Origin of the sequence: Lelliottia nimipressuralis, assembly GCF_004115925.1 — a bacterium.
GTDB lineage: Bacteria > Pseudomonadota > Gammaproteobacteria > Enterobacterales > Enterobacteriaceae > Enterobacter > Enterobacter nimipressuralis.
This window is the reverse complement of record NZ_SDDX01000008.1, coordinates 405,641-424,886: the sequence shown is the minus strand read 5'-3', so window position 1 is coordinate 424,886 and position 19,246 is coordinate 405,641. Positions and strand designations below refer to the sequence as shown.

General features: G+C 58.7%; 4 protein-coding genes. 3 read left to right on the top strand and 1 reads right to left on the bottom strand.

Translation table 11 applies throughout. The features are described 5' to 3' along the window. Positions 1-121: 121 nt before the first annotated feature. The 3 genes from ETG88_RS08285 to ETG88_RS08275 all read left to right on the top strand — a co-directional run bounded on the left by ETG88_RS08285 (position 122) and on the right by ETG88_RS08275 (position 18,078). Positions 122-14,536, top strand: coding sequence for an Ig-like domain-containing protein (locus ETG88_RS08285; protein WP_129035149.1), 14,415 nt, complete (start codon positions 122-124; stop codon positions 14,534-14,536). Between the two features lie 177 nt (positions 14,537-14,713). Then, positions 14,714-16,906, top strand: coding sequence for a type I secretion system permease/ATPase (locus ETG88_RS08280; protein WP_129035148.1), 2,193 nt, complete (start codon positions 14,714-14,716; stop codon positions 16,904-16,906). Next, the gene (locus ETG88_RS08275) at positions 16,903-18,078 is read left to right on the top strand and encodes an HlyD family type I secretion periplasmic adaptor subunit (protein WP_100778944.1); all 1,176 of its coding nucleotides are present in this window, start codon (positions 16,903-16,905) and stop codon (positions 18,076-18,078) included. The genes ETG88_RS08280 and ETG88_RS08275 overlap by 4 nt, the downstream gene beginning before the upstream one ends. 55 nt (positions 18,079-18,133) lie before the next feature. On the opposite strand, the gene ETG88_RS08270 is transcribed toward ETG88_RS08275, so the two are convergent. Beyond that, positions 18,134-19,000, bottom strand: coding sequence for a MarR family transcriptional regulator (locus ETG88_RS08270; protein ID WP_102104758.1), 867 nt, complete (start codon positions 18,998-19,000; stop codon positions 18,134-18,136). Between the last annotated feature and the right edge of the window lie 246 nt (positions 19,001-19,246).

Here is a 19,246-nt window from a genome sequence, read left to right as displayed (position 1 = left end):
AAACGCGGCTGACGCTGCGGATATAAGTTCAAGAAGAATGGGAGATTTTCATTCCCGGGGATAGTCACATCCTCAGGATAGAAATACTCACAGGCACCCGTGTACCTGCAAGGAGAGAAATATGAGTAACGCTAAGATTGTCGATGTCATTATTCGCAAAACCGCTGAGAAAACAGTATTGACCGGAGAGGGAAATCTCTCGGTATCTGTTTCTGCACCCAGTGTCATTGAAATCCACGGATCGGCCCAGGATGTCGCACGTTATATGCGCCAGGGTAAGGATCTGCTGATTTACATGAAAGATGGCAGCGTGATTCGATGCAATAACTATTTTCTCGACGATCCAGAGGGCAAAAACCATTCCGAACTGGTGTTCAATGACCAGCAGGAACTGACTCATATCACCTTTGCAGAGACGGAAGAGGCCGCGGGGATGGCGGCGGTGGAATTAAGCGCGCAGGCCACGCCGATTTCCACCATCGAGCCGTTCCTGGAACAGGCCAGTAGCTTAAGCGATGCCCCATGGGGCTGGATCGCAGGGGCCGCGTTAGGCGGCGGGGCGATTGGCGCGCTGCTGGCACACGGCGGGGATGGTGACACCAAAACCAAAGTCATCGACAACACCAAAGAGGTCGAAAGTGCGACGCCGACCTTCCTCGTGACGGATAAACAGGGTGACAAGCAGGGTGTGCTGAGTGCAAAAGAGGTCACGGACGATAACACCCCGACCTTTAGCGGCACCGGCCAGCCAGGCGCGACCATTCAGATCAAGGACAGCAGCGGCAACACCATCGCCAGCGCGATGGTCGGCACCAATGGCACCTGGACGGTAAAACTGCCGACGCAAGCCGACGGCGAACACACCTGGTCGGTAGTGCAAATCGACGGCAGCAAAACGACTTCTGCGGGCAGCATCACCGTGAATGTGGTCACCGCCGATGCCAGCGTCACGCTGAGCACCACTGCCGGAGATAACGTCATCAATGCCAGCGAGCAGTCCGCAGGATTTGCCCTGTCCGGCAGCAGCAAAAATCTCGCGCAGGGCACCGACCTGACCGTCACGCTGAACGGTAAGACCTACACCACCGAAGTCGGCGCGAACGGTGCATGGAGCGTTAACGTTCCGGCGGCTGATGCGAAGGCATTGGCGGACGGCACCTGGACGGTCACCGTGACCGGCAAAGACGCGGCGGGCAATACCGTCACCGGAAATCAGACGCTGAACGTCGATGCCCACGCGCCGACGCTCTCCGTGGATGCCATTTCGCAGGACAACATCCTCAACGCCGCCGAGCACGGCCAGCCATTAACGCTGAGCGGTAAAACCAACGCCGAGGCCGGGCAAATTGTCACGGTCTCCCTCAACGGCAAAAACTACACCACCACCGTCGGCAGTGACGGCACATGGTCCCTGACCCTGAATAACAGCGACGTCAACGCACTCGCTGAGGGTTCCCATACGGTCACGGTAAACGTCAACGACAAAGCCGGAAATCCCACCTCCACCACCGCTGATTTCAGCGTCGATACCGTAGCCCCTGTCGTGACGGTGAACGCCGTCGCGGGTGATGACGTGATCAATGCCGATGAGCAGGGTCAGGCGCAGATTATTTCCGGTCGCGCGAGCGGCGCAGCCGAAGGTGACGTGGTTACCGTGACGCTGGGCGGTAAGCACTATACGGGCGTCGTGCAAGCCGATGGCAGCTGGAGCGTGGGCGTTCCGGCAAACGAAATCAGCGCGCTCGGCGAAGGTCACTTTACGCTCTCCGTTGCGGTGACGGATGCGGCCGGTAACACCGGGAATGCCACTCACGATTTTACCCTGAGCGGTGCAGCACCTGAGTTAACGATCGACCCTATCAGCCAGGACAACGTGCTGAACGCTCAGGAAGCGATGTTGCCACTCGATCTCAGCGGTACAAGTAATCTGCCGAACGGCAGCGCGGTAACCGTAACCCTGAATAACATCAGCTACCAGGCCACCGTGGAGAACGGCGTCTGGTTGGTGCAGGTGCCGGTGACTGACGTGCTGAATCTGGCGAATACCCTCTACACCGTAAGCGTGAGCGGAACGGACAGCGTGGGCAACGTCGGCAGCGCGGACGCCATGCTGCTGGTGGATACGGCGCTGCCGCAGGTGATCATCAATACCTTTGCGGGCGATAATCTGGTCAACAATGCGGAAGTTGCCGTTGACCAGACGCTCAGTGGCCGCGTCGTTGGTGCGGCTGCGGGCGACACCGTCTCCATTACCGTCGGCGGCAAAAGCTACACCGCCATCGTCGGCAACGATCTGAGCTGGAATGTATCGATTTCGTCCGCCGATCTGAACGCGTTTGGCGACGGCGATCTGACCTTCACGGCATCGGTGACCAACGCTCACGGCAACACGGGCACCGGCGAGCGCGATATTAATATCAACGCCGCCTTGCCGGGCCTACGCGTCAACACCATCTCTGGCGACGACGTTATTAACGCCATCGAGCAGCACCAGGATCTGACTGTCACCGGCTCGAGCAGCCACCTGGCGCCAGGCTCACAGATGACCGTCACCATCAACAATATCGATTATCCGGCGGTCATTGCCGCCAACGGCAGCTGGCAGATCGGTGTCCCGGCGGCAGACCTGCAAAACTGGACCGCGGGCGATATTCTGGTTGTGGCCAGCGCGCAGGATCAGTGGGGCAATACCGTTTCTGCTGAACATCCCATTGAACTGAATCTCTCTCCTGTCGCCGTGTCCATTGACACGGTGACCCTTGATGACATGCTGAATGCCGCCGAGAAAGCGGCTGATCTTACCCTTTCCGGCCAGACGCAGGGCGTTGAAGCGGGCCAGACGGTGGTAGTGAAATTTGCCGATCAGACCTTCACGGCCCAGGTTCAGCAGGACGGCTCATGGAGCCTGACGGTCCCTTCCAGCGCGATGGACGGGCTGAGCGACGGGCGCGCGCAGATTAGCGTGAGCGTAGCCAACACCAGCGGCAACAGCGCCGATGCGTCACGCGTGATCACGGTGGACACCCAGCCGCCGACGATTGCTATCGACAACCTGACCGACGACAACATCATCAACGCTGCAGAAGCGCAGCAGGATCTGATTTTAAGCGGCAGCACCAGCGCGCAAGCGGGCCAGACCGTGACCCTCACCCTGAACGGCAAAACCTATCAGGCTCTCGTGCAGAATGACGGCAGCTGGCAGCTGAGCGTTCCTGCCGCCGATGTGGGTGCCCTCGCCGACGGCAACGTGACGATCAACGCGAGCGTCAGCGATGTGGCTGGAAACAGCGCCAGCACCGATCGAATCGGCCTGGTCGACGCTACGGTTCCGCAGGTGACGATTAATGATTTTGTCACCGACACCAACACCGTGAACTACACCGCCCACTCGCAGGCGCAGATTTTAAGTGGCTCGGTGACGGGCGCGGCCGCAGGCAATCTGGTGACCGTTACCATTGACGGCGTGAATTACACCACCGCAGTGGATGCGGCGGGCAACTGGAGCCTGGGCCTGCCCGCCTCCGTGATTCAGGGGCTGGCAGACGGAACCTGGACTATCGACGTCTCCGTGACTGACAGTGCCGGCAATACGGGCAGTAACTCGGTGGACGTGGTGGTGAACACCGCAAAACCGGTGATTGCGATCAACACGCTTGCCGATGACGATGTGATCAATGCGGCTGAAAAAGGCGCAGATCTGGCACTTTCTGGCACCAGCGACCAGCCGCAGGGCACGGTGATCACCGTCACGCTCAACGGCATCCAATACACGGCCATCGCGGATGACAGCGGGAACTGGACGGTAACCGTTCCGGCCTCGGCGGTCAGCGCGCTGGGTGAGGCGAATTACACCGTGACGGCCAGCGTCACGGACAGTGCGGGCAATAACAGCAGCACCACGCACGACGTGCTGGTCGACAGCGCCCTGCCGGTGATCACCCTAAACGCCATCGCCAGCGACGATATTATCAACGCCTCGGAAGTGGCGACCGGGCAGACCCTCAGCGGTAAAGTCAGCGGCGCGGCGAACGGCGATACCGTTACGGTGACTATCGGCGGCAACACCTACACCACGACCGTTAAAAGCGATCTCAGCTGGTCGGTGGATGTCCCTGCAGATGTGCTGAGCGCAATCGGCAACGGCGATCTGACGGTCGAAGCGTCGGTTACGAATGGTCACGGCAATACCGGTACGGGTGAGCGCGATATCACTATCGACGCCAATCTGCCGGGGCTGCGCGTGGACACGGTGGCGGGCGACGATGTGATTAACATCGTTGAACACGGCCAGCATCTGATGGTGACGGGCACCAGCACCGGCCTGTCGGCTGGCTCCGCGCTGACCGTAACGGTCAATGGCAAAACCTATCCGGCAACGGTCTTGGCGGACGGCACCTGGAGCGCCGCCGTTCCTGCGTCTGACGTCGGTGCGCTGGCGGCAGGCAACGTCACCATCACGGTGGCAGGCCAGAGCAGCGCCGGAAATCCGGTCTCCATCAGCCATGACGTGAAGGTCGATCTGGCGGATGTGGCGATCAGCATTGACGCGATTGCCAGCAACGATGTGATCAACGCGGTGGAGAAAGGGACCGATCTGGTCCTCTCCGGCACCACGGCGAACGTCGAAGCGAACCAGACGGTCACCCTGACCTTTGGGGGCAAAACCTATACCACGACCGTCGATGCCAACGGCAACTGGACGTACACCGTGCCATCGGCGGATCTGGCGGGTCTCAAAGACGGCGATGCCAGCGTGCAGGTGAGCGTCACCAACGTCAACGGCAACAGCGCCTCGGCGGGCCGCGAATACAGCGTTGATGCCACCGCGCCGTCACTTTCTATCGAGATCATCAGCGATAACAACATCGTCAATGCGGCGGAAGCGCAGCAGGATCTGGTGGTGAACGGGACGACCAACGCCGAAGCGGGTCAACCCGTGACCGTCACGCTGAACGGAAAAGAGTACACCACCACGGTTCTGGCGGGGGGCAACTGGAGCGTCACCGTTCCGGCGGCCGATATGGCTGGAATCAGCGACGGTCAGTACACCGTGACCGCATCCGTGGCCGACAAAGCGGGCAACCCGGCGAGCGCCGACCGTGACGTGCTGGTGGACGCCACGGTGCCGCAGCTCACCATCGATACCCTTTCCGGCGATGACATCATCAACAGCACCGAGCATGGCCAGGCGCTGATCGTCACGGGCCACGTGACGGGCGCTGAAGCGGGCGATGTCGTGACCGTCACCCTCAACAACAAATCCTACACCGCCACGCTGGATGCCTCTGGCAACTGGATCGTGGGCGTTCCGGCCGCAGACGTGGGAGCCTTGATCGCGGGCGATCATACCCTCACGGCAACGCTGACGGACAAAGCGGGTAACAGCGACACCACCACCCATGACGTGGCGGTCAACCTCACTGCGCCCGTCTTAACCATTGATACGGTCTCCGGTGACGACGTCATCAACAACGCCGAAAAAGCCCAGGAGCTGACGATCAGCGGTACCGCGACGGGCCTGGCGGCTGGCGCGATGGTGACGGTGATGCTCAATGGCAAAGCCTACAGCGCCATCGTCAACGGCGAGGGCAAATGGACCACCACCGTTCCGGCGGATCAGGTCGGGGCGCTGGGCGAAGCGCTGTATGACATTAGCGCGTCGGCAACCGACAGCGCAGGCAACAGCGGGAGCGCGGTGCATACGGTTAACGTGGAATCCGTACTGCCAGGCGTCACCATCAACGCCATTGCTACGGACAACGTGATCAACGCCGATGAAGTGGCGGCGGGCCAGACCATCAGCGGTACGGTGGTGAACGCCCAGCAGGGCAACACCGTGACCGTCACCATTGGCGGCAACACTTACACCACCACGGTACAGAACGATCTGAGCTGGTCGGTGAACGTCCCGGCGGACGTGCTGACGGCACTGGGCAACGGCGATCTGACCGTCACCGCCTCCGTCACCAATGGCGTGGGCAACAGCGGTTCCGGCGAGCGCGACATCACCATTGATGCCAGCCTGCCGGGCCTGCGCGTGGATACCGTGGCGGGCGATGACGTGATCAACCGCATTGAACACGGACAGAACCTGATTATCACCGGCGACAGCGACGGCCTCCCGGCGGGCAGTGCCCTGACCGTGACCGTCAACGGCAAAACCTATCCGGCGACGGTGCTGGCGGACGGCACCTGGAGCGCCGCCGTTCCTGCGGCAGACGTCGGCGCGCTGGCGGCAGGCAACATCACCATTACGGTGGCAGGCCAGAGCAGCGCCGGGAATCCGGTCTCCATTAACCATGACGTGAAAGTCGATCTGGCGGACGTGGCGATCAGTATCGATGCCATCACGACAGACGATGTGATCAATGCGGCGGAAAAAGGGACGGACCTGGTGCTTTCCGGCAGCACCACGAACGTTGAAGCAAACCAGACGGTCGATATCACTTTTGGCGGGAAAGCCTATACCGCACAGGTGGATGCGGACGGGAAATGGACCGTCACGGTGCCATCAGCAGATCTGAACGGGCTGAAAGAGGGCGATGCCAGCGTGCAGGTGAGCGTCACCAACGTTAACGGCAACAGCGCCTCGGCGGGACGCGAATACAGCGTCGACAGCACCGCGCCGGGCGTGACGATCAACACTGTTGCGGCAGACGACATTCTCAACGCGGCAGAAGCGCAAGCTGATCTGACGATCGGCGGCACCAGCACGGCGGAAGCGGGCCAGCCGGTCGTCGTGACGCTGAACAATAAAACTTACACCACCACGGTGGGCGCAGACGGCAGCTGGACGCTGGACGTTCCGGCGGCGGATGTGGCGAACCTGGCGGACGGCGTTACCACGATCCACGCCTCGGTGGCTGACAAAGCCGGTAACCCGGCGTCGGTCGATCGCAACCTGACGGTGGATGTCACCGTTCCGGTGATCACCATCAATACTATTGCGGGCGATGACGTCATTAACGTGGCCGAGCATGCTCAGGCGCAAATCATCAGTGGTTCAGCCACCGGCGCGGCGGCAGGCGATAGCGTCACTGTGACCATCGGCGGCCAGACGTACACCACGGTGCTGGATGCCAGCGGCAACTGGAGCGTTGGCGTGCCAGCCAGCGTGATTTCGGCGCTCAGCGATGGCACGGTGACGGTCTCCGTGAACGTCACCGATGCAGCAGGCAACACCGGCAGCGGCAGCCATAACGTAACTGTCGATACCGGTTTGCCGTCTCTGGGCTTCAATGCCATTTCCGGCGATAACGTGCTGAATGCCGTAGAAAAGGGTCACGACCTGAGCGTCGACGGGATCAGCGCAAACCTGGCCGAAGGCACACGGGTGACGGTCACGCTGAACGGTAAGCAGTACACCGCCACAACGGCCGCAGATGGTCGCTGGAGCCTGACAATACCGGCAGCCGACCTCGCGGGTCTCGGCGAAGCAAACTACACCCTTAACGCCAGCGCCACCAACGGCGTGGGCAACAGCATCAGCGGCAGTGCAAACCTGCAGGTGGATACGGCGCTACCAGGCGTCACTATTAATGCGATTGCTACGGACAACGTGATTAACGCCGACGAAGTGGCGGCGGGCCAGACCATCAGCGGTATGGTGGTGAATGCCCAGCAGGGCAACACCGTGACCGTCACCATTGGCGGCAATACCTACACCACCACAGTACAAAACGATCTGAGTTGGTCGGTGAACGTCCCGGCGGACGTGCTGACGGCGCTGGGCAACGGCGATCTGACCGTCACCGCCTCCGTCACCAATGGCGTGGGCAACAGCGGTTCCGGCGAGCGCGACATCACCATCGACGCCAGCCTGCCAGGCCTGCGCGTGGATACTGTGGCGGGCGATGACGTGATCAACCGCATTGAACACGGGCAGAACCTGATTATCACCGGCGACAGCGACGGCCTCCCGGCGGGCAGTGCCTTGACCGTCACCGTCAACGGCAAAACCTATCCGGCGACGGTGCTGGCGGACGGCACCTGGAGCGCCGCTGTCCCTGCGGCAGACGTCGGTGCGCTGGCGGCAGGCAACGTCACCATTACGGTGGCAGGCCAGAGCAGCGCCGGAAACCCGGTCTCCATCAACCACGACGTGAAAGTCGATCTGGCGGATGTGGCGATCAGTATCGATGCCATTACGACCGACGATGTGATCAATGCGGCGGAAAAAGGGGCGGACCTGGTGCTCTCCGGCAGCACCACGAACGTCGAAGCGAATCAGACGGTCAACATCACCTTTGGCGGGAAAGCCTATACCGCGCAGGTGGATGCAGACGGGAAATGGACCGTCACGGTGCCTTCGGCGGATCTGAACGGTCTGAAAGAGGGCGACGCCAGCGTGCAGGTGAGCGTCACCAACGTCAACGGCAACAGCGCCTCGGCGGGGCGCGAGTACAGCGTCGACAGCACTGCGCCGACCGTCACGATTGATACGGTCGCCGGGGATAACGTCATCAACGGTAGCGAAGCCGCCGCAGGGATTGTGATTTCCGGTACCACTACCGCAGAAGTGGGCCAGACGGTGACCGTCATGCTGGGCGGTAAAACGTACACCGCCCAGGTAGAGGCTGGCGGTAGCTGGAACCTCTCTGTTCCGGCGGGCGATCTGGCGGCGATGGCGGATAACGGCTATTCGGTGCAGGTCAGCGTGAGCGATAACGCCGGAAACCCAGGCAGCGCCAGCAAGGCGATCACTCTCGATACCACGCCGCCCGTTATCAGCTTCAATACGGTGGCGGGCGATAACGTCATCAACAGCGTTGAGCACGGACAGGCGCAGATTGTCAGCGGTACGGCGACGGGCGCGGCGGTGGGCGATAAGCTCATTATCACGATCGGCGGCCAGCAGTACACCACCACGGTGGATGCCAGCGGCAAGTGGAGCGTCGGTGTACCAGCCAGCGTGATTTCAGCGTTGCAGGACGGTACGGTGACCATCAGCGCCACCGTGACGGACAGCGCGGGTAACAGCAGCACTCAGACGCACGACGTGGTGGTGAACACCGCTTCTGTCTCCCTGACGGTGGCAACCATCAGCGGCGATGATGTGATTAACGCGGCGGAAGCGGGCAGCGCGCTGACCATCAGCGGCTCAAGCACCCAGTTCGCCAGCGGGACGCAGGTGACCGTTACGCTGAATGGTAAAAACTATACGGCGAACATCCAGAGCGATGGCTCCTGGACGACCACTGTTCCTGCGGCAGACGTCGCGGGGCTGGCGGATGGAGCGCACTATCAGGTCTCCGTCTCCGCCCAGGACAGCGCGGGTAACAGTGCGTCATCCACCCACACGGTGAGCGTCGATACCACGCCGCCGGTGGTCAGTATCGCCACGCTCGCGGGCGACGATGTTCTGAATGCCGTCGAACAGCAGCAGCCGCTGACGATCCACGGTTCGTCCAGCGCGGAAGCGGGACAAATGGTTACCGTCACGCTGGGCAGCAAGACCTATACCGCCCAGATCGCCAGCGACGGAACCTGGACGCTGAATGTTCCGGCAACGGATCTCGCGGCGCTGAACGAAGGGGCGTTAACCGTCACTGCGTCGGTAAGCGATAAAGCCGGTAACAGCGGTCAGACCACCCATACCCTGACGGTGGATACCGTTGCGCCGGTCATTACCATTGATACCGTGGCGGGCGACGATATCGTAAACAACAGCGAACAGCTGGCGGGGCAAACCCTCAGCGGCACAACGACCGCCGAACAGGGCCAGAGGGTGACGGTGACCTTCAACGGCCACAGCTATCAGGCGATGGTTGACGCCGACGGTAAATGGTCGGTGTTTGTCTCCGGGCGCGATTTCCTCGGCCTGAGCGACGGTGATTACACCATTACCGCCTCCGTCAGCGATAAAGCCGGAAACCCTGGCAGCACCACGCATGACGTGACCCTGAACGGTGACGTGCCGACCATCAGCATCAACACCTTTGCCGACGATGATATTGTCAACGCCGCAGAGCACGGCACCCCGCTGGTGATCAGCGGCACCACCGACGCACCTGCGGGCCGGACGGTCACCCTCACGCTGAACGGCAAAACTTACACCACAACCGTTCAAAACGACGGCAGCTGGGAATACACCCTGGGCAGCGCGGATGTGACCGCACTGGCCGACGGTGGCGCATATGTCATTCATGCCGAGGTCAGCAACACCATCGGCAACAGCGCCAGCGATAGCCATAACGTGACGGTGGATCTGACCGCGCCGTCGATGGGGATCAGCATTGATTCTCTGCACAACGACACCGGTCTGAGCAGCAGCGATTTCATCACTAACGATAATCAGGTTATCGTCAACGGCTCCCTGACCGCACAGCTCGGCAATAACGAGAAGGCGCAGATCAGCCTTGATGGCGGCGTGACCTGGAGCGATCTGACGGTCACCGGCACGCAATGGCGCTATACCGATGGCCGCACGCTGACGGACGGGACTTACACGTATCAGGTCCGGGTGGTGGATAACGCGGGTAACGTGGGCGCGACCGACAGCCAGAACGTGGTGGTCGATCTCACTGCACCTGCCTCCACCACCATTACCGTGGATTCCGTGACCCAGGATACGGGGCTATCCGGCAGCGATTTTATTACCAGCGATAACCAGATCACCCTGAAAGGGACGCTGGGCGCGGCGTTGGGCAACGGCGAATATGCGCAAATCAGCACTGATGGCGGCGTGACCTGGACTAACGTGAGCGTGAGCGGCCTGGGCTGGACCTGGGTCGATGGCCGCACGCTGGCCGACGGCGATTACAACTATCAGCTGCGCGTGATTGACGACGCAGGCAACATCAGCGCCACTACCAGCCAGGTGGTGACCATTGATACGGTGGTGCCGGACGCGAGTAAAACCGTCACCATCGACAGCATCAGCGACGACACCGGGCTGAGCAACAGTGACTTTGTCACCCAGGATACCTCCCTGACCCTGCACGGCTCGCTGGGTGCGACGCTGTCGGACGGCGAGTACGTGCAGATTAGCCTGGATGGTGGCAATACCTGGCAGAACGTCACCGTGGTAGGCAATAGCTGGTACTACGCGGACGGCCGCACGCTGCAAAACCAGACTTACGACTACTGGGTACGCGTCATTGATACGGCGGGTAACGTGGGGAATTCCGCTCATCAGCAGGTGACCGTCGATACGATTGCGCCTGATGCGGCGATTACCGTTACGGTGGATAACATCACCGTCGATACCGGCTTTGATAACAATGACTTCCTGACCAGCGAAACCTCTTACACGCTGCATGGCACGCTAGGGGCAACGCTCGGGGCGAATGAGTTTGTCCAGGTGAGTCTCGACGGTGGGCAGACCTGGGTCTATGCCACGGTCAACGGCACCCAATGGCAGTATGCCGACACGCGTACGCTGGGCGATGGCGACCATAGCTATCAGGTTCGCGTGGTGGATCAGGCGGGCAACGTGGGCGCGACCACCTCGCAGGTGGTGACTGTCGATACCCAGGCACCGCAATACGGTATTACGGTTGATGCCATCAGCGATGACACCGGGCAATCCGCGAGTGATTTTATCACCAACGATACCACCCTGACGGTCAGCGGATCGCTTGGCAGAGCGCTTGCCAGCGACGAGCGCGTGCAGATTAGTATGGATGGCGGTGCCACCTGGACCGATGCCACGGTGACACAGACGCAGTGGAGCTACACCGATCCTCGCGTGCTCCCGGAAGGTGACCACACCTACCAGGTGCGCATTATCGATGAGGCGGGCAACGTCGGCTCGACCGCGCAGCAGGTGGTGACGGTCGATACCACACCGCCTGTCACGCAGGGTACCGTGGTGAGCTACACGGACAACGAAGGCGAGCGCCAGAGCGATTTCGGATCGTCTGTCGCCACCGATGACACCACGCCACAGATCAACGGGACGCTGAATCAGGCCCTGGCGGCGGGTGAAATTGCCGAACTGTACCGCGACGGCGTGAAGCTGGGTCAGGTCACGATGAACGGGGCGACCAGCTGGTACTTCCAGGACAGCGGGTTGATTGACGGCAACCACACCTACGTGCTGCGTGTCACCGACACGGCGGGGAACAGCACGGATTCCGATGATTTCGTGCTGCGCGTCGATACCAGCATTCCGACCACTACGGCGGCGATCACCGGGCAGACCACGTCGGACACCACGCCGATCCTGAGCGGGACCTTGTCCGCTGAGCTGACCAATGGCGAGTATCTGGTGGTCACAGTTAACGGCAAAACCTACACCTCCGAAACCGGCGGTGCGGTAGTGGTCGACCCGAATCACAACACCTGGTATGTGCAGATACCGGACGGCGATGCGCTGGCTGCCAGCAGCTACAGCGTGACGGCGCAGGTGAAGAGCAGCGCGGGTAACGGCAACACGACAGGCACCACCACCGGCAGCCTGACCATCGGAACCGACTCGGTGAATACCGACTGGGCCAGCACCACCGGCAGCAGCGACAACTCCACCATGACGCTCGGCATGAACAGCAGCGGGTTGTGGAATATCATCGCTAACGGACGCTCGTATTCCAGCAGCGATATGTCGACCTACAGCAATACCGCGCTGACCAACACCCGTGGCTATAACGTGGTGAGCCAGACGGCGGCAGATTTCGACCGAAACGGTACAGCGGATATTTTCGCCACCGAGACTACCTACGCCGGTTCAACGCAGGTGATGTGGACCTACAACGGCACCAGCTACACCGCCAGCCAGCTGGCGATGGGCACCACTATCTGGTACGGCGGCGTGATTGCCTACGACAAGACCGGTGATGGTTATCTGGACATGGCCTACGGCGATGCCGGGATGGACTCCCTGACCTACCTGATCAACAACAACGGCACGCTGACACCGGATGGAACCGGCGGGGAAGGCGGTTTCTACGGCCAGTTTGACTCAGGACGTGAAATCTCCGGGGTGGACATTAACAACGACGGCACCGTGGATATCGTCCAGCACACCAACCGCAGCGGTGCGTACTCGATGACGGTCATCAACAACGGCGGGAATGGCACGCTCACTGTCGGGCAAAACATCACCAACGTGTTTGTGGTGAACGCGGCAAACACCACCACGGCGGCGTCGATGACCTGGGCTGATTTCAACGGCGACGGGTATATGGATCTCTATCTCGGCAGCAGCTACGGCAATACCGGCGGTGTGATCTATTACAACGACGGTAACGGCCAGCTGTCGGCCTCGAAGAGTGCGGTGGAAGCCTCAAACGCCACGGCGGGTTATCTGTCGGCGGCGGTGGACTGGAACGGTGACGGCCAAATGGACGTGATCAAGTTCAGCACCTACGGCGGCTCGCAAACCGCAACGTTGTTCACCAACAACAATAACGGAACGACGTGGACGTCAAGCCAGCTGGCAACTGGCCTGGTGAATGTCACCGGGATTGCGGCGGTGGATTACAACTGGGATGGCGCGAAGGATCTGCTGGTGTCTCAGCAGAACGGCAAAGTGGTCTATGTGCAGAACAAACAGACCATTGCAGACGGCACGGCCATGCACCTGCGTATTGTCGATAGCGAAGGCATCAACAGCTATTACGGCAACACCGTGAATCTGTACAACGCGCGCGGTGAGCTGGTGGCGTCGCAAATCATCAACGCCCAGTCCGGTTTCGGGGTGAATGACAGCTCGGCGCTGGTCAGTTTCTACGGCCTGAATCCGGATGAAACCTACTCCGCAGAGATTGTGAAGTTCACCAACGGTGCTTCCGCCAACGTGACCTGGGACGGACTGGAAGCAGGCAACGGCAAAGAAGGCTATGTGCTGACAGCCGATGCCGCAACGGGGGGCCACAGCGGAACGCTGACCGGGACCGGCTATAACGACACCTTTATCGCCGAAGAAGGAAGTTATACCTACAACGGTTCCGGCGGCTGGAGCACCACGTCGGATCACGATACCTGGAGCAACACCGGCGGGATGGATGTGGTCGATTACCGCAATGCGAGCGCGGGCATCACGGTGGACCTGAGCGTCACGACAGCCCAAGACACCGGGTTTAACACCACCACCCTGAAGAATATTGAAGGGATTGCAGGCTCGGACTTCGACGACGTGATCACCGGCAACAGCGGGGATAACCAGTTCGAAGGCCGTGGCGGGAACGACACCTTCAATATTGGCAGCGGCGGGCACGACACGCTGTTGTACAAGCTCATCAACGCCGCTGACGCCACGGGCGGTAACGGCAGCGATCAGGTTAACGGCTTCACCGTCGGGACCTGGGAAGGGACGGCGGATACCGACCGTATCGACCTGCGCGAGCTGTTATCCGACAGCGGGTATACCGGCACCGGCTCGGCGAGCTATGTCAACGGTGTCGCCACTCTGGACAGCAGCGCGGGGAATATTACGGATTACCTGCGCGTGGTGCAGAACGGCAGTAACACCGAAATTCAGATCGACCGCGACGGAACGGGCAGCCAGTTCGATCCGACTACGGTGGTCACTCTGAACGGGGTACAGACGGATCTGGCCACCTTGCTGGCAAACCATCAGCTGTTAGTTGCGTAAACCTCAGGCCGCGAGAAGCGATTCTCGCGGCATTTTTCGTATCTTTACAGTAATACGACTAACCACATAAATATTAAGGTATTTTTGTCGACACGTTCAGAAAGGGTTTACATTCTGGCCGTTCCACAGGGATATCATTTCAGAGCGACATCTTCGCCCTGAACAGGACGTTGCTAAATGAAGACTCACCCGCAGTACGAACCCTGGCTTGAGGCCATGGTGCTCGTTGCAAAACATTACCGGCTGGACTATTCGCAAGAACACGTCCGGGTCACGATTCATCACGAGAGCCACTCTCCGCGAGAGCAGGTGCTCAACGATATGGCGCGCCAGCTCGGGCTTAGGCTGCGCGTTGTGCCGGCGGATGCAGCACTGATTGATCCGTGGCGTCTGCCGTTGTTAGCGGAGTTTGATGGCGGGCAGGTTGCGGTCATCAACCGGATGGACAAAGAGGGCAACGTCAGCCTGCAGTTCAGCGGTGACGGTGGACTGGAAACGAGTCTGACGCGCGACGCGCTGGGTACCCGTTTGACGGGGTTAATCGTGCTGCGCCCGCTGGAGTCGACGCCCGACGCGAGGGTCGATGATTACATCAAACCTTATGAAAAGAACTGGTTCTGGCAGCTGGCGCTGAAAGACTGGCGTCGCTACAGCGACATCATGCTGGTGGCGCTGGTGGCGAACGTGCTGGCCCTGTCTGGGATGGTGTTTTCCATGCAGGTTTACGATCGCGTGGTGCCCTCTCAGTCTGAGGCCACCCTGTGGGTGCTGTTTGGCGGCGTGATGCTCGCCATTACCTTCGAATTTGTGATGCGTATGCTGCGGGTACACATCTCAGACGTGATCGGGAAGCGCGCCGATCTGCGCATTTCGGAGCGGGTGTTCGCCCACGCCCTGCGCATTAAAAACGGTGCCCGCTCAAAATCAACCGGCTCCTTTATCGCCCAGATTCGCGAGCTGGAGTCTGTTCGCGAGCTGATCACCTCCACGACGATTGCGGCGATTTCCGATCTGCCGTTTTTCCTGCTGTTCGTTTTCATTCTGTGGATGATCGGCGGCCCGCTGGTGTTGGTGGTGCTGCTTGCGGTACCGCTGCTGCTGATTCCGGGTCTGTTGATCCAGCGTCCGCTCGGAAAGCTCTCCACGGAAGGGATGCGCGAATCGGCCATTCGTAACGCCACGCTGGTCGAGGCGGTGCAGGGCATCGAAGACATTAAACTGATGCGCGCGGAGCAGCGTTTTCAGAACCAGTGGAACAACTCGAACGACGTGGCGGCGAGCGTCGGGATGAAACAGCGCTGGCTCACCGGCCTGCTTCTGACGTGGACGCAGGAAGTTCAGTCGATTGTCTATGCCGTGGTCCTGCTGATTGGTTGTTATCTGGTGATCAGCGGTGACATGACCACCGGTGCGCTGGTGGGGACATCGATTCTTGCTTCGCGCACTATCGCGCCGCTGTCGCAAATTTCCGGCGTGTTGTCGCGCTGGCAGTCGGCAAAAGTGGCCCGCAAGGGGCTGGACGATCTGATGCAGCGTCCGATTGACGATCCCCTGCAGGGTAAAAAGGTGCATAAAGCCCATCTGCGTGGCCACTACGTGCTGGAGGAGGTCGGCTTTTATTACGACGAAGAAGAGAAGCAAAACGTCCTGAACATCCCCCGTTTGAGCATCAATGCGGGCGAGCGGATTGCGATTCTGGGGCGCAATGGTTCCGGCAAAAGCACGCTGTTACAGCTTCTGGCGGGGATGCAGGAACCGCAGCAGGGCACCATTTTGCTCGATGATGTGGCGCTGAATCACCTCGACACGGCCGATCTGCGCCGCGATATGCAGTTCCTCAGCCAGCAGGCGCGCCTGTTCTTTGGCTCCGTGCGCGACAACATTGTGATGGGGAATCCGCTGGCGACTGACGAGGAGATTCATCAGGCATTAACCGTCAGCGGGGCGCTGGAGTTTGTTCGCAAGCAAAAAATGGGGCTGAACTATGTGATCAGCGAAGGCGGGGCCGGATTGTCCGGCGGCCAGCGACAGGCCCTGTTGCTGACGCGCGCGTTACTCACCGCACCGAATATCCTGCTGCTTGATGAGCCGACCGCCTGGCTTGATGAAGTGAGCGAAAAGCAGTTTATCCATCATCTCAAAAACTGGCTCGGCGACGGGCGAACGCTGGTGGTGGCCACGCATCGTCTGCCGATTCTGGAACTGGTCGATCGCATCATCGTGCTGGAAAACGGCAAAATTATTATGGATGGCCCGCGCGACAAGATCCTGAATAACCATGGTATGGCCCCGCAGAAGGCGGCGCAGCGCACCGTGAAAATGAAGCCGTCCGCTCCCGCGAAGGCCGCAACTGAGGAGGGGGTGGCATGAGTGATTTTTCTCGTTTCAACAGCCGTCTTCAGGAGCCTAAACTCCCGCGCTCGACGCTGGTTGCCTGGTCTCTGTTTGCGCTCTTTGCTCTTTTCACGATCTGGGCAAGTATGTTCCAGCTTGATGAAGTGACCACCGGGAGCGGTAAAGTGATTCCCTCTTCGCATGAGCAGGTTATTCAGTCGCTGGAAGGGGGGATTATCCATAAGCTGCTGGTGCGTGAAGGGGATATCGTCGAGCGTGGGCAACAGCTGGCGCAGCTGGATCGCACCAAAACCGAGTCCAGCGTGCTGGAGAGTGAATCCCGGCTGAATGCCGCGATGGCAACTGCCGCGCGCCTGAACGCGGAGGCCAATCAAAGTGCGCTGGTTTTCCCGCAAGAGCTGGACGATGACGTTGAGCTGGTCAAACAGGAGACCGCGCTGTATCACTCTCGTCGCGACAGCCTGGAAAAAGGGCTTACCGGTTTGCGCCAGGGGGTAACACTTATTCAGCGCGAGCTATCATTGACCCGACCGCTGGTCACCCAGGGGGCGGCCAGCAAGGTGGAAGTTCTGCGTCTTGAGCGTCAAAAAAATGAGCTTGAGAATAAAATCACGGAAATGCAAAACCAGTATTACGTTCGCGCCCGTGAAGAGTTAGCCAAGGCGAATGCGGAAATCGAAGCCCAGCGTTCGGTGATGAAAGGGCGTGAAGATTCCCTCACCCGTCTGACATTCAACGCGCCGGTCCGCGGGATTGTTAAAGATATTGATGTCACTACCGTCGGAGGCGTGATCCCGCCAAATGGAAAATTGTTGAGCCTAGTGCCGCTCGACGATCAGATGGTGATTGAAGCCAAAATTTCCCCGCGCGATGTGGCCTTTATCCATCCGGGGCAAAAAGCGCTGGTCAAAGTGACGGCCTATGACTACTCCATCTATGGCGGGCTGGAAGGCGAAGTGACCATGATTTCTCCTGATACGATTCAGGATGATGTTAAAAGAGATGTTTACTATTACCGGGTCTATATCAGAACCACGAGTAATCACCTGACGAATAAGCAGGGGAAAGAATTTCCTGTTTTTCCAGGGATGATTGCGACCGTGGATATTAAAACGGGCAGTAAAACCATCATTGACTACCTGCTGAAACCGTTGAATAAAACCAAAGAGGCCCTGCGCGAAAGATAATGAATACTGGCGATCGGAAAACCGCTCGCCAGTTCAATTTTCCGGTGAAATTTAATCAGACAGAAGACAGTCGCTCTTTAGGATGAATATTCAGGTAATGCGTGACGTAGGCAAAGTAAAGTCCGGCATAGTTTTCGACCAGCTGTAAAAAATTTGGATAAATACTGATGCGTCCATCTTCTCGCTCTTTCAGATAGCCAGCCTCCTGAGCGGATTTCATGATCCGGTTTACATGAATTCTGGAAACAAAAAACTCTTTTGCCAGCACGCTGGCTGAATAATCAATGGTTGCACCGTGAGCATTTTTATTCTTCATCGCCTGCAGATAAAGATACAGCATGATCATGCGCCCGCCATCTTTCTCAATAAATAATCCTACCTCTGGCAAAATCTTTTTAAAGGTAACACCACGAAAAAGATATTCTGCGGCCCGCCGAAAAAAACTGTGTCTGAGCGTATCATTATCCAGCAGGTTAATATTGACGTTGTAATCAGGATATAAAGTGCTTACGGGTAAAAAGGCCCCGGACATATAATTTTTAAGTTCGTCTAATCCTTTTTTTGTTGGTTCGATGATGGTCTTGCGCCGATCCTCGGTGCACCGCCAGGTTTTAATTCTGTTGGTAGTTCTGAGTAAAGTAATGATGGCTATGACACTATTTGGACTGGCAATTTTATATCGGGTACATAACTCTTTTATTTCTGATACTGAAGAGGCCTGATCGCCAAAAACAAAACAGCACATCGATAACACAATATTGAACCGTGACTCCTGGAGCATCGTTTTGTAGAACAACGGTTGTTTTTTGTAGATGGCATCATTAATGGTGAAGTGTTGTTTTATTGCTTCGCTGAATCTTGGGTTATTTTTAATCACATCCCTTCGAAGCAGTAAAGCCCTTGATGATATATGGATATCCATACGGTTGTCCTATGTTGAGACGAGCCAATGGGGGTATTCATTTCTCTATTGAATGTTTAGCTTCACTATTATACATGTGATAAGTGGAATTTACTTTTGGTATTTATGAATAATATTCAGGAAGTGTGTATTTGCGTGGTGGGCAGAGGATGACGAAATGAAGTTGAATGAATGTGTGGATGTTTACTGAATGAACATATTTACGTTAAATACGTTGGGTAATTAACGTAAATATGTCCACCTGTC

Excerpts from the sequence above, each read along its gene's own strand:
- ETG88_RS08285 (WP_129035149.1), top strand. The coding sequence starts at position 122 with ATGAGTAACGCTAAGATTGTCGATGTCATTATTCGCAAAACCGCTGAG.
- ETG88_RS08275 (WP_100778944.1), top strand. The coding sequence starts at position 16,903 with ATGAGTGATTTTTCTCGTTTCAACAGCCGTCTTCAGGAGCCTAAACTC.
- ETG88_RS08280 (WP_129035148.1), top strand. The coding sequence starts at position 14,714 with ATGAAGACTCACCCGCAGTACGAACCCTGGCTTGAGGCCATGGTGCTC.
- ETG88_RS08270 (WP_102104758.1), bottom strand. The coding sequence starts at position 19,000 with ATGGATATCCATATATCATCAAGGGCTTTACTGCTTCGAAGGGATGTG.